The organism is Alistipes sp. An66, assembly GCF_002161445.1.
Lineage (GTDB): Bacteria > Bacteroidota > Bacteroidia > Bacteroidales > Rikenellaceae > Alistipes > Alistipes cottocaccae.
In genome coordinates, this window is sequence record NZ_NFHT01000002.1 from 185,440 (window position 1) to 208,568 (window position 23,129).

At 62.2% G+C, this 23,129-nt stretch carries 15 protein-coding genes and 1 tRNA gene; 8 read left to right on the plus strand and 8 right to left on the minus strand.

Annotated elements, in window-relative coordinates:
- Nucleotides 1–37 precede the first annotated feature (37 nt).
- The 3 genes from B5G16_RS02570 to B5G16_RS02580 form a co-directional block, all read right to left on the minus strand.
- On the minus strand, nucleotides 38–2,530 hold the full coding sequence (locus B5G16_RS02570) for an endonuclease MutS2 (protein WP_087260949.1): 2,493 nt from the start codon (nucleotides 2,528–2,530) through the stop codon (nucleotides 38–40).
- 71 nt (nucleotides 2,531–2,601) lie between these two features.
- Nucleotides 2,602–3,603 (minus strand): MlaD family protein, encoded by a 1,002-nt coding sequence (locus tag B5G16_RS02575; protein ID WP_087260780.1) that lies wholly within the window; start codon nucleotides 3,601–3,603, stop codon nucleotides 2,602–2,604.
- Nucleotides 3,604–3,609: 6 nt separating this feature from the next.
- Nucleotides 3,610–4,851, minus strand: a complete 1,242-nt coding sequence (locus B5G16_RS02580) for an N-acetylmuramoyl-L-alanine amidase (protein ID WP_087260782.1) — start codon at nucleotides 4,849–4,851, stop codon at nucleotides 3,610–3,612.
- A gap of 142 nt (nucleotides 4,852–4,993) precedes the next feature.
- On the opposite strand from B5G16_RS02580, the gene B5G16_RS02585 reads away from it, so the two are divergent.
- On the plus strand, nucleotides 4,994–7,909 hold the full coding sequence (locus B5G16_RS02585; protein WP_087260784.1) for a putative LPS assembly protein LptD: 2,916 nt from the start codon (nucleotides 4,994–4,996) through the stop codon (nucleotides 7,907–7,909).
- Nucleotides 7,910–8,095: 186 nt separating this feature from the next.
- Here B5G16_RS02585 and B5G16_RS02595 read toward each other — a convergent pair whose 3' ends face one another.
- Both B5G16_RS02595 and B5G16_RS02600 read right to left on the minus strand, forming a co-directional pair.
- Nucleotides 8,096–8,947, minus strand: coding sequence for a nitroreductase family protein (locus B5G16_RS02595; protein WP_087260951.1), 852 nt, complete (start codon nucleotides 8,945–8,947; stop codon nucleotides 8,096–8,098).
- 5 nt (nucleotides 8,948–8,952) lie between these two features.
- Nucleotides 8,953–10,335, minus strand: coding sequence for an MFS transporter (locus B5G16_RS02600; RefSeq protein ID WP_087260786.1), 1,383 nt, complete (start codon nucleotides 10,333–10,335; stop codon nucleotides 8,953–8,955).
- Nucleotides 10,336–10,473: 138 nt separating this feature from the next.
- Here B5G16_RS02600 and B5G16_RS02605 point away from each other — a divergent pair.
- A tRNA-Gln gene (locus B5G16_RS02605) sits at nucleotides 10,474–10,544 on the plus strand.
- Nucleotides 10,545–10,721: 177 nt separating this feature from the next.
- Here B5G16_RS02605 and B5G16_RS02610 read toward each other — a convergent pair.
- The 3 genes from B5G16_RS02610 to B5G16_RS02620 all read right to left on the minus strand — a co-directional run bounded on the left by B5G16_RS02610 (nucleotide 10,722) and on the right by B5G16_RS02620 (nucleotide 15,691).
- On the minus strand, nucleotides 10,722–11,300 hold the full coding sequence (locus tag B5G16_RS02610; RefSeq protein ID WP_143260808.1) for a hypothetical protein: 579 nt from the start codon (nucleotides 11,298–11,300) through the stop codon (nucleotides 10,722–10,724).
- A gap of 43 nt (nucleotides 11,301–11,343) precedes the next feature.
- Nucleotides 11,344–13,425 (minus strand): M3 family metallopeptidase, encoded by a 2,082-nt coding sequence (locus B5G16_RS02615; protein ID WP_087260790.1) that lies wholly within the window; start codon nucleotides 13,423–13,425, stop codon nucleotides 11,344–11,346.
- A gap of 82 nt (nucleotides 13,426–13,507) precedes the next feature.
- Nucleotides 13,508–15,691, minus strand: coding sequence for a M3 family metallopeptidase (locus B5G16_RS02620; protein ID WP_087260793.1), 2,184 nt, complete (start codon nucleotides 15,689–15,691; stop codon nucleotides 13,508–13,510).
- 175 nt (nucleotides 15,692–15,866) lie between these two features.
- Between B5G16_RS02620 and B5G16_RS02625 the strand changes: the two genes are divergently transcribed.
- Genes B5G16_RS02625 through B5G16_RS02650 form a run of 6 tightly spaced genes read left to right on the plus strand, consistent with a single transcriptional unit; the run spans nucleotide 15,867 to nucleotide 23,091 of the window.
- Nucleotides 15,867–16,598 carry a 16S rRNA (uracil(1498)-N(3))-methyltransferase gene (locus B5G16_RS02625; protein ID WP_087260795.1) on the plus strand — a complete coding sequence of 244 codons (732 nt, stop codon included), beginning with the start codon at nucleotides 15,867–15,869 and terminating at the stop codon, nucleotides 16,596–16,598.
- A gap of 30 nt (nucleotides 16,599–16,628) precedes the next feature.
- On the plus strand, nucleotides 16,629–18,617 hold the full coding sequence (locus B5G16_RS02630; RefSeq protein WP_087260797.1) for a proton-conducting transporter transmembrane domain-containing protein: 1,989 nt from the start codon (nucleotides 16,629–16,631) through the stop codon (nucleotides 18,615–18,617).
- 2 nt (nucleotides 18,618–18,619) lie between these two features.
- Nucleotides 18,620–19,534 (plus strand): respiratory chain complex I subunit 1 family protein, encoded by a 915-nt coding sequence (locus B5G16_RS02635; RefSeq protein ID WP_087260799.1) that lies wholly within the window; start codon nucleotides 18,620–18,622, stop codon nucleotides 19,532–19,534.
- Complete coding sequence (locus B5G16_RS02640; RefSeq protein WP_087260801.1) at nucleotides 19,531–20,160, plus strand: hypothetical protein; 630 nt, start codon at nucleotides 19,531–19,533, stop codon at nucleotides 20,158–20,160. Before B5G16_RS02635 ends, B5G16_RS02640 begins: the two co-directional genes overlap by 4 nt.
- 4 nt (nucleotides 20,161–20,164) lie before the next feature.
- Nucleotides 20,165–21,565: a complex I subunit 5 family protein gene (locus tag B5G16_RS02645; protein WP_087260803.1), complete on the plus strand. Its 1,401-nt coding sequence runs from the start codon at nucleotides 20,165–20,167 to the stop codon at nucleotides 21,563–21,565.
- Nucleotides 21,562–23,091, plus strand: coding sequence for a hydrogenase large subunit (locus tag B5G16_RS02650; RefSeq protein WP_087260805.1), 1,530 nt, complete (start codon nucleotides 21,562–21,564; stop codon nucleotides 23,089–23,091). The genes B5G16_RS02645 and B5G16_RS02650 overlap by 4 nt, the downstream gene beginning before the upstream one ends.
- Nucleotides 23,092–23,129: the final 38 nt, after the last annotated feature.

Genomic DNA, 23,129 nt, shown 5'->3' on the forward strand with positions numbered 1-23,129 from the left:
TTTTTCGCAAAAAACGAAAATGCCGCAGGTGAAATTCCTATGACAAATCGAAGGTCACGATGGTGATGCCGGCGCCGCCGCGGTCGGCATGCTCGTCGACGGCCGAGACCACCTCGGGCACCGTCCGCAGATAGCGGCGGATCTCCTCCTTCAAGGCCCCGGTACCCTTTCCGTGGAGGATCGTCACCGACCCCACACCCACCATCAGCGCGTCGTCCACCAGATCCTGCACCGCTTCCAGAGCCTCCGCGGCGCGCATGCCCCGCACGTCGATGTGATCCTTGAAATTGAGTTTGCGCGACGAGATATCGACCGACACCACCGTGCGGGCCGTCGTCGGGCGCGTCGCCTCGCGGTACTCGTTGTTCGAGACGACCGTCAGCGAGGACTTGTCGACCGTCGTGAGGATCTGTCCGAAGGCCACCTGCGCCCGCTTGCCCTTCACCGACTGCACCACACCGACCATCGCCTGCCCCGCCATGCGGACCTTCGAGCCGACCTCCACCTCACGCGGCTTTTCGGGCTCCGCGGCCGGCTTCTCCGGCCCCTTCTCCCCCTGCTGCGCGCGGCGTTCGGCACGCCGCTGGCGCCGCCGCTCGATCCGCTCGATTTCGCGCGCCACCGAAGCATCCCGCCCGGCCGCATCCTCCTTCTCGACCGTATCCCGGAAGTCGTCCAGCTCCCGACGGGCCAGGCGCGTCAGCTCCTTCTCGGCCTGCGCCTCGCGGATCGTCCGGATCGTATTCTCGATCTGACGGTTGGCGTCGGCGATCAGCTGCTGTGCCTCCTCCTTGGCGCGTTTGAGGATCTCCTGCCGCTCCGCGCGGATCTTCGTGAGCTGCTCCGCGTAGGTCTGCTCCAACTCCTCGACCTTGCGGTCCGTGAGCCGGATGCGGTCGCGCTTCTGCTCCCAGTAGTGCTTGTCGCGGGCGATCTCGCGCAGCTGCTTCTCGATATTGATATGGTCCGACCCGGCCTTCTCGCTGGCCCGGCGGATGATCTCCTCCGGGAGCCCGATCTTGCGGGCGATCTCCACGGCGAACGAACTGCCCGGCTTGCCCATCTCCAACTTGAAGAGCGGGCGGATATTCTGCACATCGAACATCATCGCTCCGTTGGCGATGCCCTCTGTATTCGACGCATAGTACTTGATGTTGGCATAGTGGGTCGTGATGACGCCGTAACACCCCTTTTCCAGCAGGCGTTCGAGAATCGCTTCGGCGATCGCCCCGCCGATGATCGGCTCGGTTCCCGACCCGAACTCGTCGATGAGCACCAGCGTGCGGTCCGACGCCCCGGCCAGCATGTGCTTCATGTTGAGCAGGTGGGACGAATAGGTCGACAGGTCGTTGTCGATCGACTGCTCGTCGCCGATGTCGATGCAGAGGCTCCCGAAGACCGGCAGCTCGGAGATCTCCGACGCCGGGACCGGGAATCCGCACTGGAACATGTACTGCACGATGCCGGTGGTTTTCAGACAGACGGACTTCCCGCCGGCATTCGGGCCCGAGATGACGAGGATGTGCTTCCGCCGGTCGAGTTGCAGGTCGAGGGGCACGATCTCGCGCCCGGCGGCCCGCAGGGTCTGCTGCAAGAGCGGGTGGCGGGCGTTTTTGAGCACGAGGCGGTCGTCGGTCGAGAGGATGGGCTTCACGCATCCGTTCTCCGAGGCCCAGCGCCCCTTGGCGCGCAGCATGTCCATCTCGGCCAGATAGTCGCCCGATGCGGCGATCAGCCCGACGTCGGGACGGATCGTCTCGGTGAACTCCGTGAGGATGCGGACGATCTCGCGCCGCTCGGCATATTCCAGTTCGCGCAGTTCGTTGTTGATCTCCACCACCTCGACGGGTTCGACATAGAAGGTCTTTCCGGTGGCCGACTCGTCGTGGATGAAGCCGTTGAGTTTGCGTTTGTTCGAGGCCGAGACGGGGATCACGGCCCGTCCGTCGCGGATCGAGATCTGGGCGTCGCTTTCGACGATTCCGGAGCTCTTGGCGGCGGCGAGCACGGCTTGCAGGCGTTTGGCGGCCTGCCCTTCGCGTTCGCGGATCGCGCGGCGGATCTCCTGCAAGGCGGGCGAGGCGTTGTCGCGGACGTTCCCGAAACGGTCGACGATCGTCGCGATGCGCCGCACGATCTCCGGGAAGGCCTCCACGCCGCGCGTGCGGGCATGCAGCACCGGATAACGCTCCGCGCGGTTGAGCAGGAACTCCACGATGCCGCCGACGGCGGCGAGGGCCCGGCCGAGCGTGACGACCTCCTCCACGTCGAGGAACGTCCCTTCGACGCGGAGTTTGGCGACGATATGGTCCACATCGGGGTATTCGCCCCCGGGGAAATCGCGCTCCATGTCGAGCACCAGACGCATTTCGTCGGCCAGCGCCAGACGGTGCTCGATCTCGCGCGGGGAGGTCGAGAATCCCTCGGCGGCGATCCGCTCACGGGCGGCGCGCATCGTACACAGCGCGGCGATCTGTTCACGCACACGGTCGAAACCGATTTTCTGCTCGAAAGAGGCTGGATAGATCATGAATGCAAACGTATCAGACGAAATTCGGCCCCTTTGCTCTCCGGGGCCGAAAGATTTGCCGCTGCCGATGTTCAACGCACTTTTTTCAGCGAATCGCGCTCGGCCCGTTCGGCAGCCTTCGCGGCCTTGCGTTCGGCCTTCGCCTGCATCTTTTCGGGGCTGCGGCCGAAGAGCGAGAAGTGGACATAGCGGCCCGGGTACTGTTCCAGATCGGCCAGCAGCGAGGCCAGGTTGTCGCTGGCCCTTTCGAGCGACTCGTAGAGCGCCGGATCGTTCAGCAGCCGGCCCACGGTGCCCTCACCCCGGTCGATGCGTTCCAGCAGGGCGTTCATCCCGGCGACCGTCTCGGAGAGTTCGCGGGCAAAGCCGGCCTCGGCCAGTTCCGTCGTGATACGGTTCAGATTGCCCATCATGCTGTCGACGCGGGGCGCGTTCTCACCCAGCATCACGGAGAATTCCGTGAGGTTCTCGACGGCAGCCTGCAAGTTGCGGCGTTCGGAGGCGAGCAGACCGGACAGATCGCCCGTCATCGTATCGAGGTTTTCGAGTGTTCCGCTGATGTGCTGCGCATTGGTTTCGAGCAGCCGGTTCAGGTTGTCGAGCGTCCGCGCGAGGTTGTCGGTCACCTGCGAGACTTTCTGCTTGAAGAATTCGAGTTCGGAGCCGGCCATGTCCATCAGATCGCGTTCCCGCACCGAGCGCAGCGTGTCGCCCGATTGGAGATACTCGTCAGCGGCGCCGTAGATGATCTCGATGGCTTTTCCGCCCATGAGTCCGTCGCTGTAAATCTTGGCTTCGGAGTCGGTCGGGATCCGGTACTGGCGTTTGACGGTGAATTGCAGGACGACATTCTGGCTTTTCCGGGGGTCGAACGAGATACCGGTGACGGTGCCGATCTTGACACCCTTCATGGTGATGGGCGAGGCGGTCTGCACGCCGTTGATCTGGTCATAGGCGGCATAGTAGACGGCATTGCGGCTGAAAATGTCGAGTCCTTGCAGGAATCGGATTCCGGCCCAGGCGGCGAAGATCATGGCCACCCCGAAAATACCGATTTTGACTTCCCTTTTCATGGTTTTCTATTTGGTTACAATTTGCGTACCCCGACAGGCGACGACGAAGGCGTCGGGGAAAGTTTTGCGCACGGAGCCGGCGGCCCGCTGCGCTTCGGAGCGGCTCTTGTACTCGCCGACACAGTATTTGTAGGGGAACCGCCCCTCCCCGGTGCACTGCCGGACCTTTCCGCGGTAGGAGCGGAAGTTCGACGCGTTCACCGACACGGGCTTGTCCGAAGCCAGCACCTGCACCGTATAGCGCAGCGGTTCGGCAGCGGGCTCCCTTTTCTTTTCCGAAACGGTTGCGGGCGCCGGGCTCTTCGCGGAGGTCTCTCCGGCCGCTTTTCCGGCCGTCGCGGGTTTCTTCTCCGACGGTTTTGCGGTGTTTTTCCCGGACGCATCCGTCCGGGGGCTCTCCGCAGGCGCGGATTTACCCGTCGCGGGATTCGTCTCCGAAGCGGCGGCATCCTCCTCGGCACGCCGGGTTTCCAGCACATAGGAGGAGTACTCCTTCACGGCGCGGTAGATCGACGCGGCGATCTCGTTCTGCCCCTTGTCGGACTTCATGTAGGCCAGCTCCTGCGCATTCGACATGAAGCCGATCTCGGTCAGCGCACCGGGCATGTCCGTGGCGTAGAGCACGCGCAGAAGCTGCCGCTTCACGCCGCGGGAGTTGCGCCCGGCCTTGGTGTAGCTGGTCTGGATGCAGCGCGCGATGGCCATGCTGTACTCCCCGTAGGTGAATTGCAGGTTCTGGATGTAGGCCCGCACGATCGCGGCCGTCCGTTCGTCCGACATGTCGATCAGATCCTCGCGGTTGCTTTCGTAGAGGGCGTTCTCGTTGTACCGCTGCTCCTTGGGGGTTTCGCCCATGATGAGCGTCTCGACGCCCTTGACGGCCGTGGCGCGCGGCGCGGCATTGGCATGGATCGAGAGGAAGAGGTCGCCGCCGGCGTTGTTGGCGATGTCGGCCCGGGCCTGAAGGTCCGTGGCGAGATCCGCGCCGAGGGCCTTGTCCGTGGTGCGCGTATAGACCACCTTGACGCCCGGCATTCCCTCCTCGATGAGTTTCCCGAGTTTCAGGGCCACTTTCAGCGTAATGTCCTTCTCATAGACCCCGCCGTAATGGGCTCCGGGAAATTTCCCGCCGTGCCCGGCGTCGATTACCACGACGCCGACGCCGTGTGCAATATTCTTTGCGGCAACCGCGTTTGTAAGGACGGCTGCAATCGCAAAAACGAGTGACAGCAAAAGGCGCGTGCGCATATTTAATGGTGCCAAGTGTAAGCTATCTGTAAATTTTTACCTATCTTTGTCGGGCCGCAAACGCGGCCGGAGGAGGTTCCGGGAGCCTCCGACGGGTGTTTTTGCCGACTTGTCGGCAAAGGTACGGAAATTTTTCGGAATTTTGGACAACAGAAGGGCAAAATATCTCCTATCGGCGGCAGTCGTACTGCTGTTCGCACAGGCCGTATTGGGCGGCATCACCCCCCGTACGGTCGGGTTCCGGCTTCCGGACGACACCCTGCGGCACGCCGCACCGCCGGAACGGACCGGCTCCGACCCCGACACCCCCGACGCCCCGACGGGGCCCTCGACATCCGATGCCGCCGCATCCGCAGATCATCCGCTCTCGCGCCGCGAAGCCCGCGCCGCCCGCGAACGGGCGCGCCGCAACGCTGCCTTCAACGCGCTGTCGCAGGAGGAGAAGGATTCGCTCTTCTCGGCACAGGTCGACTCGCTCATCTCGCTGAAAGCAGACTCACTCGACCGCCCGCAGCGCGACTCGCTCGCCGCGGATTCGCTGGCGGCCGACACGATGCGCCGGGATTCGGTCAAAAAACCGCGTCCGGCGGGAGCGTTCCTCGACGACCCGATCTCGGGCAAGAACACCGACTCGCTGGTCTACGACGTGCGCAACAAGCTCGTCTACATCTACAACCAGGGCGACGTGACCTACCAGAACAGCAACCTCAAAGCCGACTTCATGCGCATCGACATGAACTCGAAGCTGGTCCACGCCTACGGCAAGCCGGATTCGCTGGAAGGCAAGCCGATCGTGACGAAACCGGAATTCTCCGACGGCTCGGCCTCCTACCAGATGGACACGATCACCTACAACCTCGACACGAAGAAGGCGAAGATCAAGGGCGTGGCCACGCAGCAGGGCGACGGATGGCTCGTGGGCGGCAGCGTGAAGAAGATGCCCGACAACACGATCAACATCCAGCACGGCAAATACACCACGTGCGACGAGACCGACCATCCGCACTTCTACCTGGCGATGACCAAAGCGAAGGTCATTCCGGGCAAGAAGGTTGTCACGGGACCGGCCTACCTGGTCATGGAGGATGTGCCGATCTACTTTCTGGGCATTCCCGAGGGCTTCTTCCCGGTCAGCTCGGGTCCGAAGTCGGGACTTCTGATGCCCACCTACGGCGAGGAGTACTCCAAGGGATTCTTCCTGCGCGACCTGGGCTACTACTTCACGATGGGCGAATACGCCGACCTCGCGGTCCGGGGCGGCATCTACACGCTGGGATCGTGGGAGGCCTCGGCCGCCTCGCGCTACATCAAGCGCTACAAGTACAGCGGCAGCTTCAACATGCAGTATTCGAGCGTGAAGACCGGCGAAAAGGGCGAACCCGACTACATCAAGCAGAACAACTTCCGCGTGCAGTGGACCCACTCGCAGGATGCCAAGGCCAATCCGGGCTCGACCTTCTCGGCCTCGGTGAACTTCGCGACGAGCGGTTACAGCAAGTATTCGGCCACGAACCTCAACGACATTCTGGCCACCCAGACCAACTCCTCGATCTCCTACTCGAAGAGCTGGACGGGCACGCCGTTCTCGCTGTCGGCCAACATGGCCATCTCGCAGAACTCCCAGAACCAGTCCATTTCGGTGACGCTGCCGACGGTGGTCTTCAACGTTTCGCGCTTCTACCCGTTCAAGCGCAAGGAGAAGACGGGCAAGGACCGCTGGTACGAGAAGATCTCGATGCAGTACACGGGCAAGATGACCAACTCGGTGACGACCACCGAATCGAAGGTCTTCACGAAGGAGACGCTCGAAAACATGAAGAACGGCATCGAGCACTCGATCCCGGTCTCGGCGTCGTTCAACCTCTTCAACTACATCAACGTCACGCCGTCGGCCAACTACACGGAGAAGTGGTACTTCAAGAAGGTGGAGTACGAGTGGAACCCCGTGACGAACAAGACCGACACGCTGCCGACGAACTACGGCTTCTACCGCCTGTACAACTACAATTTCAGCGTCTCGACCTCGACGACGATCTACGGTATGTTCGACTTCACGAAGAAGCGCCGCGACCGCAAGATCCAGGCCATCCGCCACACGCTGACCCCCTCGATCGGCTTCTCCTACGCGCCGGATTTCAGCGACCCGAAATACGGTTACTACCTGACGCGGCAGACCGACTCCACGGGACGCTTCACGACCTACTCGCCCTATGCGGTGAACGCCTACGGCGTACCGTCGTCGGGGCGTTCGATGTCGATGAACTTCTCGCTGTCGCAGAACCTCGAAATGAAGGTCCTCTCGAAGCGCGACACCTCGGGCGTGAAGAAGATCAAGCTCATCGACGAGCTGCGCGCCAGCGGATCGTACAACTTCCTGGCCGACTCGATGCGGCTGTCGACCATCTCGCTGTCGTTCCGCACGACGCTCTTCAACAACTTCGGCATCAACCTCTCGGCGACGCTCGACCCCTACCGCGTAACGCCGCAGGGCGTACGCTACGACAAACTCTTCTTCCCGGGGCGTATCACCTCGACGGGCTGGTCGTTCGGCTACACGTTCAAGTCGCGCGAGGACAAGAGCACTCCGGCGGTGAACGACATCACGTCGATCCCTCCGGAATACCAGAACCCCTACTATGACCCCTACGGACAAATGGATCCGGTGTTGCGAAGACAGTACATGGCCCAGGCATATTATGACTTCACGCTGCCGTGGAACTTCGGCTTCAACTATGCGGTGAACTATTCGATTTCGTACGTCAACAATGGCACGACGGGCTACCGGAAGAACATCACGCAGACGGTGGGATTCAACGGTTCGGTGAACCTCACGCCGAAAACGGGCATCACGTTCCAGGGCGGCTACGACATCAAGACGAGGAAACTGACCACCTCATCGGTATCGATCACGCGCGACCTGCACTGCTGGCAGATGTCCTTTTCGTGGATTCCGTTCGGCTACCACCGGTCGTGGAGTTTCAACATCGGCGTGAAGGCGGCATCGCTCTCGGACCTGAAATACGACAAGTCGCAGTCGATGTACGACAACATGTATTAAGGAGGGGGGGGCCGCAAGAGAGCCGGAAGGGCCGGAGGAGCCGCAAGAGCCGGAGGAGCCGCAAGAGCCGGAGGAGCCGCAAGAGCCGGAGGAGCCGGAGGAGCCGGGAAAAACGGCGAAAATACAGATATAAAAAGGAGCGGTCGAAAACCGCTCCTTTTTTGCATACGCCGGACGACCTCGGGTTCAGTTTCTCGGGGCCGGATCGCGGTCGATGTAGTTGGGATAGAGGAACTCGGGCATTCCGAAAGCCAGAACCGCACCGATGCGGCGTCCCTGCAACCCGAGCATCCGGTTCAACCTCTTGCGGCGATCCTGCCGCACGGCGGTCAGCACGAAGCCCATGTAGATCTGACTCACGCCCAGCGCTTCGGCCATGAGCGAGGCGTTCTGGCAAGCGAGGTTCGCATCCTCGACGCCGAAACGGCTCGCACGGGGCGCATGGATGAAAAGCAGGGCCGTGGCACCGCGCAGAATGCGGTCACGGCCTTCGGCATATTCGAGCCGCAGACGCCGGAAAACAGGCAGATAACGGTAGGCTCCCGGCATCAGATGCCGCAGCCAGGGCCGGATCAACGGATTCGCAAGCAGACGCTCCAACCTCCGGAAAATCCGCAGCGTATATTCGGTCACCTCACGCAGCCGTTCGGGATCGGTGACGAGCGTGTAGCCCAACTCACGGGCATTGCTGGCCGTCGGGGCGCGGTCGGCGGCCGCGATGATGCGGTCGAGCCATTCGGGCGGCACGGGACGGTCGGAGAGCGCGCGGTTCGAGCGACGCACGGCCAGCAGCAATTCCACCCGCTCGGGCGTCGGCAGATCGCGGCGGTCAAAGGCATGCACCCGCTCCGGCGGGAAGCCCTCGTGTGCCACGGAGCCGGTCGGACAGGCCGCGACACAGTGCCCGCAAAGGATGCAGTTCCCGGGTTGGCGGAGCGACACCGCCCCGCGGGGCTCCTCCTGCACGAAGATCTGCGACGGACAGACCCTTGCGCACCGCCCGCAGCGGATGCAGGACTCCCGGACACGAATCTCCATCCGGATCAATGGCTGACTTTCCCGAGTGCTTCGGGGTTATGCTTGTAGCGGAAGGCAATGGCGAAGACCACGGCCACCACAAGGGCATATCCGGCGAAGACGAGCCACGTGGCGGGCCATCCTCCGGCCACACCCTCGCGGGCGACCAGATAGCCGCCCTCCCAGTCGCAGTAATGGGAGACGACCTTGCCGGCGATCCAGGTCCCGACCGAGGCGCCGATGCCGTTGGTCATCAGCATGAACAGCCCCTGTGCGCTGGCCTGCATGGGTTTCGCGGCCTCCTGCTCGACGAAGAGGGCGCCGGAGACATTGAAGAAGTCGAACGCCACGCCGTAGACGATGCAGGAGAGGAAGAGCAGGGTTATGCCCATCACGCTCTCCGTCGAACCGACTCCGAAGAATCCGAAACGCAGCACCCAGGCGAACATGGCCATCAACATGACGACCTTGATTCCGAACCGTTTGAGGCAGAACGGGATCAGCAGGATGCACAGGGCTTCGGAGACCTGCGAAACGGAGACCAGCAGGGTCGGATTCTCGGCGAACCAACTCTTGGACGATGCGGCGAAACTGTTGATATAGGGGGTTGCATATCCGTTCGTGATCTGCAACGAGACGCCCAGCAGCATGGAGAAGATGAAGAACAGCGCCATCTTCTTCTGCTTGAAGAGCACGAAGGCATCGAGACCGAGACGCTGTGCGAGCGACTTATTCCCGGCGGCGGCCGACCGATCGATGGGGCAGGCCGGGAGGCTGAACGCATAGAGTCCGAGCATCACGCCGAGGGCGCCGCAGACGATCAGCTGCATGTAGGTGAACTGCGCGGCCATGGGGACGAGGACAAGCGTCTGGACTCCCTCGCGGAGTTCGGTCTGGACGCCTGCGCCGCCGAATCCGACGAAGTTGACGAACCACATGGCGGCGATGAAGCCGACGGTCCCGAAGACGCGGATCGGCGGGAAGTCCTTGACGGTATCGAATCCCCGGTTTTTGAGGATCGAGAAGGCCACGGTGTTCGAAAGGGCGATCGTCGGCATGTAGAAGGCCACGCTCAAACAGTAGGCCGTGAAGATCGGGACGATGGAGGTCGCCTCTCCGGCGAGGGTCAGCGTCGTGGCCTGATAGCCGAACCAGGCGGCCACGAGCATGAACGCGGCGGCGGTCAGGTGGGAGATGCCGAGCAGACGCTGCGGCTCGATGAACTTGTCGGCAATGGCTCCGATGATCGCAGGCATGAAGATCGACACGACGCCCTGCGCGACATAGAACCAGGAGATGTATTCACCCAGCCCCACGCGGCCCAGGAAGTTGCCGATACAGACCAGATAGGATCCCCAAACGGCGAATTGGAGGAAATTCATGACGACGAGTCGGAGTTTGACACCCATAATCAACTGATTTAATAGAAGTTTCAAGTTTCATTCACAATCTCGGCACGGAGATTAAAACAAAAGTACGAATTTTTTTTGGGAAAATTCTTTGCAATTGCAAAATAAAGTTCTACTTTTGCATCACCAAAACGTCATTGAGCTATGGTGTAATGGTAACACAACAGATTCTGGTCCTGTTATTCTTGGTTCGAATCCAGGTAGCTCAACACCGAAGACCGCTCCGAAACCCGGGGCGGTCTTTTGTTTGGAGGAGGAAACCGGGCTAAAGGAGGAAATCAAACTGACAGTAGCGCAGCTTTTTGTTGCGCTCCGCCCTGTCCCAAAAAATCAAAAAAGCGATTCCTAATGATTAGGAATCGCTTTAACGTTAAAATTCTTCTATATTAGAAATCAGAAATAGTTTCTTTTGATTTTGCCTCTTTTTCTGCATTTATTCTTTTGACAATAGGAGCATTTTCATATATCATCAAGCCTGCACTTGTATCAAATTCAACAATCTGATTTTCTTTTATTCTATAAACTTTCATCGGCAAGTCTTCTGAAAGTTTTAACAATTGCAATCCATAATCATCATGTTTATCACTAAACATCTGTTGAGCCTTAAATATATGTATTGCATCTTCAAATTTGAAAGAAATTCTATACAGTGAATCGTTGTAGTATTCAGGATAAATATACACTTTACTATCTCCAATAGAAGAGTTGAAAGTATAGTAATAATTATCTGACAGATCTATTTTCAGTTTCCCTGCTTTAACTAATTTCCCACAATATGCATATAGTTGCTTGGCAGTCATTCCAAATTCAAAACCCAAAAAGGTAGCTTTAACCGACTCTTCACTATTTTGGGCTAATTTTATAGCTTCCAAACACTTTGCATTTCTTTCTTCCCTATCTTTTTGTTCAGAATTACATCCTACAAAAAACAGGGAGACAATAAAGACTAATATTATTTTTTTCATTATTGTCGTTCAATTTGAAAATCTCAATACCCCAAAGCCTGCTTTATTTTCCGAGCCCCATGCGTTCGATCAACGCCCGGGTTTCGGGCTTGTGGCCGCGGAAACGGACGTAAAGAGTCATCGGATGCTCCGTGCCGCCCTTCGAAAGAACGTTCTCACGGAACGACGTGGCTACCTCCTGATTGAAGATACCCTTCTCCTTGAAGAGCGAGAAGGCATCGGCATCCAGCACCTCGGCCCACTTGTAGCCGTAATAACCGGCCGCATAGCCTCCGGAAAAGATGTGCCCGAACGTGGGAGCCACGGCCGTCCCGGGAACAACGGGCAACACCTGCGTGGGCGCCATCGCCTTGACCTCGAACGCCTCGACATCCCCCTCGAACGGCTCGGTCAGCGTATGCCAGGCCATGTCGCTGAACCCGAACGAGAGCTGGCGCACGTGGGAATAGGCGGCCAGATAGTTCTGTGCGGCGATGATGCGGTCGACGATCTCCGCCGGGATCTTCTCCCCGGTCCGGTAATGCACGGCCCACAGGTCAAGGTACTCCTTCTCGGTGGCCCAGTTCTCCATGAGCTGCGAGGGAAGTTCGACGAAATCGCGGTAGACGTTCGTCCCGGTCAGCGACTCGTACCTGCCTTCGCCCAACATGCCGTGCAGCGAGTGTCCGAACTCGTGGAGGAAGGTCTCGAACTCACTGAACGTCAACAGCGAAGGGGTCGTAGCGGTGGGTTTCGTGAAGTTCATCACCAGCGATACCAGCGGACGGGTCTCCACTCCGTCGACGGTCTTCGTGTTGCGGAATTCGGTCATCCACGCACCGGCGGTCTTCGAGGCGCGCGGGAAGAAGTCGAGGTAGAGCACCGCCATGAAACGGCCGTCGCGGTCCGTGACGTCGTAGGCCGTGACGTCGGGATGGTAGACGTCGATCTCCCGGTTGGGCGTGAAGTTCAGCCCGTAGAGCCTGTTGGCCAGCAGGAAGACGCCCTTCTTGACGTTTTCGAGTTCCAGGTAGGGCTTCACCAGCTCGTCGTTCAGCGCATACTTCTCATTTTTGTACTTCTCGCTGTAATAGGCCCAGTCCCAGGGCATCAGCTCGCCCCGGAATCCGAGCGTGGCGGCATAGTCGCTCACCGTGCGGTAGTCGGCATCGGCCCACGACTTGGTCGGTTCGAGGAGCTCGTCGAGGAACTGCGTCACGGTTGCCGTGCTGCCGGCCATGCGCTCTTCCAGCACGTAATCGGCATAGCACTTGTAACCCAGCAGGTTGGCGACTTTGAGCCGCGTATTGACGATCTTGCGGATGATCTCCGTATTGTCGAACTTCCCGCCCAGGCAGCACGAAGTGTTGGCGCGCCAGAGTTTCTCTTTCAGGGCACGGTTCGTCGAGTAGGTCATGAAGGGAAGGTAGCTCGGGTATTGGAGCGTCACGGTCCACCCCTTCTCTCCGCGGGCAGCAGCCTCGGCGGCCATTCCCTCCTTGACGAAGCCGGGCAGTTCGGCCACGACCTTCGGGTCGGTGATGTTGAGCGTGAAGGCATTGGTGGCAGCCAGTGAGTTCTGTCCGAACTGCAAGGTCAGGGCCGAGAGTTCGGTGGTATACTGTCGGTAGAGCTCCTTGTCGGCCGCGGAGAGTGCCGCGCCGTTGCGTGTGAAGCGCTTGTAGGTCTTTTCGAGGAGCATGCGGTCCTCCTGTCCGAGGCGCCCGGGGTGTTCGTAGACGGCCTTCACGCGCGCGTAGAGCACGGTGTCGAGCGAGATGTCGTTTTCGAGTTCCGTCAGCTTGGGCTGCACGCGCAGGGCGATCTGCTGCATCTCGTCCGAAGTCTCGGCGCCGAGCATGTTGAAGAAGATCCCCTCGATGCGGGCGAGCAGGGCGCCGCTGCGTTCGAGGGCGACGACCGTATTGCCGAAGGTCGGCTTTTTGGGGTTCTCGACGATGGCCTTCACCTCGGCGCGCGAGCAGGCGATGGCGGCGTCGAAAGCCGGTTCATAGTGTCGGAGTTCGATTTTCGAGAAGGGAGGCGTGGCGTGCGGGGTCTCCCACGCGGCCAGCAGCGGGTTCGAAAGATCGAGTTCGGGCAGCTGTGCCGTGGGAATCGAGTTGTCGGCACAGCCTGCCGCCATAGCGGAAATGGCCATGATCAGAAATGCTTTTTTCATAAACGGGTCTGTGAATTGGTTCGGTTTCTTCTTTCGTCCGGAGGCGTCACTTCACCGGGACACTCTCGACGGGAGTCGCTCCGGCGGGTGCAGGCATGACAGCCAACGTATCGACGGGATCGGGACCGTTCCAGAGCCCGCGGGCACGGAGCATCGGGCGCTTGTCGGGATCCTTGCCGCGGAAGTCGCGGTAGAGGGTCATGCCGTCGGCCGAACCGCCACGGGCCAGCACCTTGCGGCGGAAATCGTCGGCAATGCGCTTGTTGAACAGGTCGCCGCTCTCGCGGAACGCCTCGAAGACATCCTTGTCCAGCACCGCGGCCCACGTATAGAAATAGTATCCGGCCGAATAGCCGCCGTCGAAAATGTGCGAGAAATAGGGATAATGATAGCGGGGCTCGATCTGCGGGATGAGGCCGCGCTTTTCGGTCAGCGCCTCACGCTCGAAGGCCTCGGGATCGAACGGCTCGTATTCGGTCATGGAGTGGATATCCATGTCGGAGAGCGATGCGGCGATGAGTTCCGTGGTCATGAAGCCCTGATTGAAGAGTTTGCTCTTGCGGAGTTTGTCGACCAGATACTGGGGAATGACCTCGTCCGAGCGGTAGTTCACGGCGTACTGTTTCAGCATCTCGGGATCGAAGGCCCAGTTCTCCATGAGCTGCGAGGGAAGTTCGACGAAATCCCCTTCGACCTCGGTCAGACCGCGGTACCGGACGTCGTGGAAGAGGAAGTGCAGGGCGTGTCCGAACTCATGGAAGAGCGTTTCGGCCTCGTCGAGGGTGAGCAGCGCCGGGGCGTTCGACGTCGGACGGGTGAAGTTGCAGACGACCGAAACCACGGGAGCCACACGCTTTCCGTCCTCATAGGTCTGCTCGACGTAGTTTCCGCACCAGGCGCCCTGACTCTTCCCGTCGCGGGGGAAATAGTCGAAATAGAGGATGCCGAGGTGCGACTCGTCGGCGTCGAGCACCTCGAAGGCGAGGGCTTCGGGGTGGTACAGCGGCACGACGACGGGCCGGAACGTGATGCCGTAGAGGCGGTTGGCCAGGAAGAAGATACCGGTCTGGACGTTTTCCAGCGAGAAATAGGGGCGCAGCATCTCCTCGTCGAGGGCGTACTTCTGCTTGCGGAGTTTCTCGGCGTAGTACCACCAGTCCCACGAGGCGAACTCCCCGTCGGGCACATCCTTGCGGAAGAGCTCCTCCATTTCGGCCAGTTCGCCTTTGGCGCGTTCGAGCGCCGGAGTCCAGACCTCGTCGAGGAGTCCGTAGACGGCCTCGGTCGTGCCGGCCATCTCGTCATCGACGACATAGGCGGCGTAGGAGGGGTAGCCGAGCAAGTGGGCCTTCTCCGTGCGCAGGCGGATGAAGTCGTTGATGAGCTGTTTGTTGTCGAACTCGTCACCGTTGTTGCAGCGGTTGAGATAGGCCTTGTAGATCTCCTCGCGCAGCTCCCGCTTCGAAGAGTAGGTCAGGAAGGGAATCAGGCTCGGCTTGTGGAGCGTGAAGGCATAACGATCCTTCTTGCCCAGCTGCGCGGCTTTCTCGCGGGCCTGCTCGCGCACGCCGGCCGGGAGTCCGTCCAGCTCCTCGTTGGTGAGCATCAGCACGTAGTTGTTGGTCTCGGTACGGATGTTGTTGCCGAACTTCACGGCGGCGAGCGACAACTCCTCGTTGATCTCCTTCAACCGGGCCTTCTGCTCCCCGTCGAGCAGCGCTCCGGCACGCACGAACGCCTTGTAGGTCTTTTCGAGCAACCGCATCTGTTCGGCGTCGAGGTCGAGCGCGGCCCTGCGGTCGTAGACCTCCTTCACGCGGGCGAAGAGTTTTTCGTTGAGCAGGATACGGTCGGCATGCGCGGCCAGAAGGGGCGCCGCCTGTTCCTGGATTTTTTCCAGTTCGGGGGTGTTCTCCGCGGCACAGAGCATGCCGAAGATCAGTTCGACCTGCGCGAGCATCTTCCCGGAGTTGTCATAGGCGAGGATGACGTTCTCGAACGAGGCCTCGTCGTTGTTCGACGTGATGGCGTCGATCTCGGCGTCGTGGAGCGACATGCCGCGTTCCAGCGCCGGGAGAAAGTGTTCCGGAGCGATCCGGTCGAAGGGCGGAACGCCGTAGGGGGTATTCCACTCGGAGAAGAAGGGATTTTCCGCGGTGCGTTTTTCGGATTTGCAGCAAACGAGCGTCATGGCCAGAAAAAGCGTGAATAAACCGACAATACGTTTCATGAAATGTGTTATTTTGTGTAACTTTGCGCGCCGCAATCCGAACGCCGCACGAAAGGGCCCGGAGAGCGTCCTGACGGAAGAATCCGCCGGCCGCCTCCGCCCCGTCGCAACCGGCGGACGGCTCGGGCAAGACAAAGGTACAATAAAATTCCGTAAATCAAACAGGGGACCCATCATGCAACTCTTCTACGCACCGGACCTCGAACCGCCCTACCATACGCTCGACGAGGAGGAGTCGAAGCACTGCATCCGCGTGCTGCGCCTCGGCGTCGGGGGGCGGCTACACCTGACGGACGGCCGCGGAAACCTCTACGAAGCCGAGATCACCGATGCCGACCCGCGACGCTGCACGGTGCGGATCGTCGCGACGCACGCCGAATTCGAGAAGATGCCCTACGCCCTGACGATGGGCGTGGCGCCGACGAAGAACCCCGACCGTTTCGAGTGGTTTCTGGAAAAGGCTACCGAGGTGGGCGTGACGGAGGTCGTGCCGCTCGAAACGGCCCACAGCGAGCGGCGCACCTTCAAGGCGCAGCGCAGCGAGAAGGTCATCACGGCGGCGATGAAGCAGTCGTTGAAGGCCTACCGTCCGACACTGCACGAGCTCACGCCGCTGCGGGAGTTCGTCGCACGCCCCTTCGCCGGGCGGAGCTTCATCGCCCACTGCGCCGCGGCACGCTCGCAGGGCGGCAAGGCCTTTCTGGCCTCCGCGCTCCGCCCCGGAGAGCCGGTGCGGATCCTCATCGGCCCCGAAGGGGACTTCTCGGCCGAAGAGATCGACTTCGCGCTGGCACACGGCTTCGGGGAGATCACGCTCGGCCCCCAGCGTCTGCGCACCGAAACGGCGGCCCTCACGGCCGTCATCATGGCCGCAACGGTCAACGGGCCGCTGCTGTGCGGCGAATAGACCCATTCCCGGAAAATCAAAAAACGCGATATGCTCTATCTCTACACGTTGTTTTTTCTCGTTCTGGTCACCGCCGCGATCTTCGCGGCGCCGCTGCGGGCGAAGGCCTGGACGGCTCTCGCGCTGACGGCCGGCGGCGCCCTGTGGGCCTCGGTCCGCGCGATCGGAGTGCTCGCCGGAGGAACCGCCGAGGCCCTCTGGGCGGCCCCCGACCCCCTCTTCGGGGGCGACACGGGCTCGATGGACGGACTTTCGGCCCTCTTCGTCGTGCTGATCTCGATCGGCGCCGTGGCTTCGGTGCTCTACGCGCGCGGCTACCTGGACCACACGCTCGCCGCAAAATCCCCGGCGCACGTCTCGCTGCACTACACGTCGCTCACCGTCATGTGCTACGCCATGCTGGGCGTGGTCTGCTCCGACGGCGGTTTCTCGTTCCTCTTCTTCTGGGAGCTGATGACCGTGGCGTCGTTCCTGCTGATCCTCTACGACGCCCAACGCCGCGAAGTGAGCCGCGCGGCGCTGGCCTACCTCATCATGATGCACATCGGCTTCGTGCTGCTCGTCGTGGGGTTCGTGCGCCTCGACGCCGTCTGCGGCTCGGCGACGTTCGACGCCCTGGGCGAATACTTCCGCACGCAGAAGGCTCTGCCGCTCTTCCTGGTCTTCCTCGCCGGATTCGGCATGAAGGCCGGCATGTTCCCGATGCACGTCTGGCTCCCGGAAGCACACCCGGCCGCCCCGTCGCACGTCTCGGCGCTGATGTCGGGCGTGATGATCAAGACGGGCGTCTACGGCATCCTGCGCACGGTGGCGGCGCTGGGCGAACTTCCCGTGCTGCACACCGCCGGGGTCATCCTCCTCGCGCTGGGGATCGTCACCGGTCTCTGGGGCGTGATCCTCGCCGCAACGCAGAACGACGTGAAACGGCTGCTGGCCTACTCCTCGATCGAGAACATCGGCGTGATTCTCCTCGCACTGGGCGTAGCGGCCCTGGGCAAGGCTTCGGGAAACCAGCTCGTGGCGCTCTGCGGCATGGCCGGCGCGCTGCTCCATACGCTCAACCACTCGTTCTTCAAGTCGCTGCTCTTCTTCGGCGCCGGAAACATCCTCTCGCAGACCCACACCACATCGCTCGACGCACTGGGCGGGCTCTCGAAGCACATGCCCCTGACGTCGCTCCTCTTTCTCGCCGGCACGGCGGCCATCTGCGCCCTGCCGCCGCTGAACGGATTCGTCTCGGAGCTGCTCATCTACCTCGGGCTCTTCGACGGCATCGCCTCGGGGAGCGGGATTCTCGCCTCGGCGGCCGGACTTGCGGCGCTGGCGCTGATCGGCGGGCTCGTCGTGCTGGCCTTCACGAAACTCTACGGCACGGTCTTCCTCGGCGCACCCCGCTCGCACGAGGTCGCCGAAGCCTCCGAAGTCGACAACCTCCGCATCGCCGCCATGGCGCTGCCGCTGGCCGGAATCCTCTTCGTGGGACTCTTCCCGCGGGCGGCCGTCGCGGGCGTGACGCACGCCGCGGACTTCTTCCTCCGCACGCCGGCCGACGCCGCCGACTGGCTGCTCTCCCCGACGCTCGCGGCCGTGGGACGCATCGCCTGGGGACTGCTGCTCGGCACGGCGCTGCTGCTGTGGCTCCGCCGCCGCATGCTGCGCGGACGCCGCATCGCCCGGGGCCCGACGTGGGGCTGCGGATTCACCGCCCCGAACGTGCGGATGCAGTACACGGGCGAATCCTTCTCCGAGGGGTTGCAGTCCATCGCCACGCCCCTGACCCACAACAGCGGCGAAGGCTCCGCCGTGGGCAAGGGCGAGATCTTCCCCGACGCCCACCGCTTCGACATCGGCCACCGCGACCGCATCGGACGCCTCTTCTCGGCGTGGTGGGTCGAACTGCTGCGCCTGATCAACCAGCGCATGATGCGCCTGCGCACGGGAAAGATCAACCACTACGTGCTCTTCGCCCTGGCCTTCCTGGCGCTGGTGTTCCTCCTGTCGATCTGTAACGTAATCTGACCATGACACTGCTCAATACGCTTCTCGTCGTGCTGGCGGCGATCTGCATCCCGGGGCTGATCAACCGCACGCGGGCCCGCCTCGCCGGACGCAAGGGCATCCGCTTCACCCAGCACCTCCACGACGTGCGCCTGCTGCTGCGCAAGGGCGCCGTCTACTCGCCGACGACCACCGTGCTGTTCCGCACGGCACCGTCGGTCATCCTGACGACCTCGCTGCTCGCCGCGCTCTGCATCCCGGTGGGCGACCTGCGGCCGCTCGTCTCGTTCGACGGCGACCTGGTGGCCTTCGCCTACCTGCTGGCCCTCGGACGCGGGGCGCTGATTCTCGCGGCGATGGATACCGGCAGCTCGTTCGAGGGGATGGGCGCCAGCCGCGAGGCGCTCTACGGCGCGCTGGTCGAACCGGCGCTGATGCTCACCTTCGGGACGCTGGCGCTGATCTCGGGCCACACCTCCTTCGCGTCGATCTTCGAGGCCGATGCCACGGGCGACGCGAAACTCATCGTCGTCCTGCTGCTCGCGGCCTACGTGCTGACGAAGATCGTCTTCACCGAAAGCGGCCGCATACCGGTCGACGACCCCCGCACGCACCTCGAACTGACGATGATCCACGAGGTGATGTGCCTCGACTACTGCGGCGTCGATCTGGCCTACGTTAAGATCGGGACGTGGCTCAAAAGCGCCGCACTGTCGATGCTGGCGGCCGACGCCGTGGCGGCGGCAACCTGCCCGCGGTGGTGGTTCGCGGCACCGCTGGCCCTCCTGCTCACGGGACTCTCGGTGGGGATCGTCGAGTCGACACAGGCCCGCAACAAACTCGTCCGCAATACCACCTTCATACTCACCATCACGGCACTGGCCGCCCTGGTCTTCTTCACGGGCTACCTGCTGCGACTCAACATCGGACTCCAATGATTCTGCCGCTGATTCTGCTCTACGTCGTAACGCTCGTCTATCTCTCGATCACGGAGCGTTTCCGCAACTTCGCCTCGCTGATCGGCCTGCAAGGATGGCTGTTGTTCGGCATCGCCATCATCCGTCTGCACGCCTCCAATCCGGCCGAGCTGGCCTTCGTGGCGCTCGAAACCCTGCTCTTCAAAGGCATTCTGGTACCGTGGCTGCTCTTCGCCGTGATCCGCCGCACGCGCATCAACCGCGTGAAGCGTTCCGGATCGTCGCAGTCGGGATCGCTGCTGCTCTCGCTCGTGGCGCTGGCCGTGAGCGCCTCGCTGACCTACTGCATCGCCGACCCGACGGTCGATCTGGTCTTCTTCGGCGTGGCCCTCTACTCGCTGTTGAGCGGGCTGATCCTGATCGTCCTGCGGCGGCGCATCTTCTCCCACATGGTCGGCTTTCTGGTCATCGAGAACGGCGTGTTCCTCTTCTCGACGGCCATCGGCGTGGAGATGCCGCTGCTGATCAACTTCGCCATCCTGCTCGACATCCTCATTTCGGTGCTGATGCTGGGCATCTTCTTCACCAAGATCGACGACAAGCTCCACGCCGACGACGCCGATTCGCTGACCAACGTAAAGGACTGACGCCATGATCGCCTATCTCATCGCAAGCCTGCTGATCGCCGCCACGGCCTTCGCCGTGCGCCGCGAACGCCAGCTCTTCCATATCGGAGTGCTCTTCTACGCCGCACAGGCGGCCTTCGCCGGGATGATCCTCTTCGGAGGGCTCTACGGCGGAAACTCGACGGGCTGGTTCCGCTTCGACGCCCCGGGGACGCTCTTCTACGTGCTGCTGTGCATCGTCTCGGCCTTCGCCTACTTCCACTCGGAGGCCTATCTGCGCGCAAACGACCTCTCGCAGACACGCACCTACTCGGCACTGGTGATGCTGCTCACGACCGCCATCTCGGGGGCCTACTTCGCCTCGAATCTGGCCGTGACGTGGATCTTCCTCGAAGCCACGACGCTCTGCTCGGCGGGGATCATCTACCACCGGCGCACGGCCCAGACGCTCGAAGCGGCCTGGAAATACGTCTTCGTCTGCTCGACGGGCATCGCCATGGCCTATCTGGGGATCCTGCTGCTGGCTGCCGCCACCGACTGCGAATCGCTCGACTACGGCGTCGTGGCCGCCGCGGCAACCCACGGCAACGCCCTCTACCTGAAAACGGCCTTCGTGCTGATCCTCTGCGGGTACAGCTGCAAGATGGAGCTCTTCCCGCTCCACACCGTGGGCATCGACGCCAACTTCGCCGCGCCGTCGCCCGCCTCGGCACTGATCTCCACGGGGCTGGTCAACGCCGGATTTCTGGCCATTTTCCGCGTCTACAAGCTCCTTGCTTCCACGGAGGTCTTTCCGTGGGTGCGGTCGGTGCTGCTGATCGTCGGCGTGCTGTCGCTCGCCATCGGGGCGCTCTTCCTGCGGCGCACGAACAACTACAAGCGGTTCCTCTCCTACTCGACCGTCGAGAACATGGGCATCGCCGCCATCGGACTCGGCATCGGCGGCATCGGCGTCTGGGCCGCGGTGTTCCACGTCGTCTGCCACACGCTCATCAAGAGCAGTCTCTTCCTGCAAATGGCCGTCGTGCGCCAGGTCTACAACGGCTACCGCATCAACCGCATCGGCGACTACATCCACATCAACCGCGTCGGAGCCGTGGGTCTGCTCACGGGCATGGTCGTGCTGGTAGCCTTTCCGCCCTCGCCGCTCTTCGTCTCGGAGCTGATGATCCTGCGCGGGACGATCACCGACGGCGCCTGGTGGCTCGTGGCCGGGATGCTGCTCCTGCTGTGCATCGTCATCTACTCGTTCTGCTCGCGCCTGATCCGCCTCTGCTACCAGCCCAATCAGGACGAACTCCACCCCTCGAAAGCCGACCGGGCACTGTCGTGGTCGGCCCTCTCGCTGCTGGCCGCGGCCATGGTGCTGGGGCTCTGGCAGCCGGAATTCCTGCGGGAACTGATCGATCAAATCGCAACGCTATGAATTACCTCGTAACCGACAATACGGCGGGATCCATCCGGCTGGAAGAGATCCCCGAAATCGCCTATGCCGATTTTTACGACCTGCTGAACGGCTGGCTCGCCGACGAACGCTGCCACGTGGCGCACTACTTCGCGCTGCCGTCGGGCAACCGGATGCGCTTCTACTGCCTGGTGCTGGACGACGCCGAGGGGCGGGTGCTCATCACCTCCCACGCCACGGGCTACTACGACGAAACGGCGCTTCCGTCGCTCACGGCCCGCTATCCGCAGCTGCACCCCTTCGAGCGGGAGATCGCCGAACGCTGGGGCATCCGCTTCGACGGGCAGCCGTGGCCCAAGCCGCTGCGCTTCCCCTTCGACCGCTACGACCGCCAGAGTTCGATCGACAACTACCCCTTCTACACGATGGCGGGCAAGTCGCTCCACGAGGTCAACGTGGGCCCGATCCACGCCGGGATCATCGAGCCGGGAGCTTTCCGCTTCATCTGCAACGGCGAGCAGGTCCTGCACCTCGAAATCGCGCTGGGATACCAGCACCGGGGTGTCGAGGCGGCCTTCACGGCAACGGAGAACCGCCTGCGTCAGATGTGCCTGGCCGAGTCCATTGCCGGAGACAGCGCCGTAGCCCATGCCACGGCCTTCGCCGAGGCGATCGAGAAGCTCACGGGCCGTGAGCGCCCCGCCCAGCTGGACCGCGAACGGGTCGTGGCGCTGGAACTCGAACGCATGGCCATGCAGATCGCCGACACGGGCGCGCTGTCGATGGATACGGGTTATCAGCTGGGGCAGGTGGCCTGCGAGGCGCTGCGCACGATGACGATCAACACCACGCAGGCGTGGTGCGGCAACCGCTTCGGCAAGGGGCTGATCCGCCCCCACGGCACGGACCATGCGCTGACGCCCGAAAAGTCGGCGATGATCCGCCGCAACGTGGCCGAAATCGCCCGCCGTTACGACGAGGTGCGCCGCGACATCGAGTCGTCGCCCTCGTTGCTGGCGCGCTTCGAGCAGTGCGGCGTGGTGCCGCGCGACGAGATGCGGCGCATCGGCGGCGTGGGTCAGGCGGCGCGCGCCAGCGGCCTGGGGCGCGACATCCGCGCGACGCACCCCTGGGGATCGTTCGGCAAGTGTCTGTCGCACGAATCGATCGTCGAGGAGGCGGGGGATGTCATGGCGCGCCTCACGGTCCGCAGCCGCGAGGTGGCACAGTCGGCGCGTTACATCGACCGGCTGCTGTCGATCTACGAACAGAAATACGGTGCGACGGAAAACCCGTGCGGGCGCCCCGACTACACGTCGCAGTTAGCCCCCTCGTCGCTTGCGTTCGGACTGGTCGAGGGGTGGCGGGGCGAGACGTGCCACGTCGCGGTGACCGATGCGGAGGGGCGTCTGGCGGCATACCGCATCAAGGACCCGAGCCTGCACAACTGGCTGGCGCTGGCGCTGGCCGTGCGCGGCGAGGGGATCTCGGACTTCCCGATCTGCAACAAGAGTTTCAACCTCTCCTACTGCGGCCACGACCTCTGACCCGACGGCCGCCGTATGAACTTCCGGGCCCCTGTTCC

Bases quoted from the DNA above. Each gene is read 5' to 3' on its own strand.
- B5G16_RS02570 (WP_087260949.1), bottom strand. From the start codon at position 2,530: ATGATCTATCCAGCCTCTTTCGAGCAGAAAATCGGTTTCGACCGTGTG.
- B5G16_RS02575 (WP_087260780.1), bottom strand. From the start codon at position 3,603: ATGAAAAGGGAAGTCAAAATCGGTATTTTCGGGGTGGCCATGATCTTC.
- B5G16_RS02580 (WP_087260782.1), bottom strand. From the start codon at position 4,851: ATGCGCACGCGCCTTTTGCTGTCACTCGTTTTTGCGATTGCAGCCGTC.
- B5G16_RS02595 (WP_087260951.1), bottom strand. From the start codon at position 8,947: ATGGAGATTCGTGTCCGGGAGTCCTGCATCCGCTGCGGGCGGTGCGCA.
- B5G16_RS02600 (WP_087260786.1), bottom strand. From the start codon at position 10,335: ATGGGTGTCAAACTCCGACTCGTCGTCATGAATTTCCTCCAATTCGCC.
- B5G16_RS02610 (WP_143260808.1), bottom strand. From the start codon at position 11,300: ATGAAAAAAATAATATTAGTCTTTATTGTCTCCCTGTTTTTTGTAGGA.
- B5G16_RS02615 (WP_087260790.1), bottom strand. From the start codon at position 13,425: ATGGCGGCAGGCTGTGCCGACAACTCGATTCCCACGGCACAGCTGCCC.
- B5G16_RS02620 (WP_087260793.1), bottom strand. From the start codon at position 15,691: ATGAAACGTATTGTCGGTTTATTCACGCTTTTTCTGGCCATGACGCTC.
- B5G16_RS02625 (WP_087260795.1), top strand. From the start codon at position 15,867: ATGCAACTCTTCTACGCACCGGACCTCGAACCGCCCTACCATACGCTC.
- B5G16_RS02630 (WP_087260797.1), top strand. From the start codon at position 16,629: ATGCTCTATCTCTACACGTTGTTTTTTCTCGTTCTGGTCACCGCCGCG.
- B5G16_RS02635 (WP_087260799.1), top strand. From the start codon at position 18,620: ATGACACTGCTCAATACGCTTCTCGTCGTGCTGGCGGCGATCTGCATC.
- B5G16_RS02640 (WP_087260801.1), top strand. From the start codon at position 19,531: ATGATTCTGCCGCTGATTCTGCTCTACGTCGTAACGCTCGTCTATCTC.
- B5G16_RS02645 (WP_087260803.1), top strand. From the start codon at position 20,165: ATGATCGCCTATCTCATCGCAAGCCTGCTGATCGCCGCCACGGCCTTC.
- B5G16_RS02650 (WP_087260805.1), top strand. From the start codon at position 21,562: ATGAATTACCTCGTAACCGACAATACGGCGGGATCCATCCGGCTGGAA.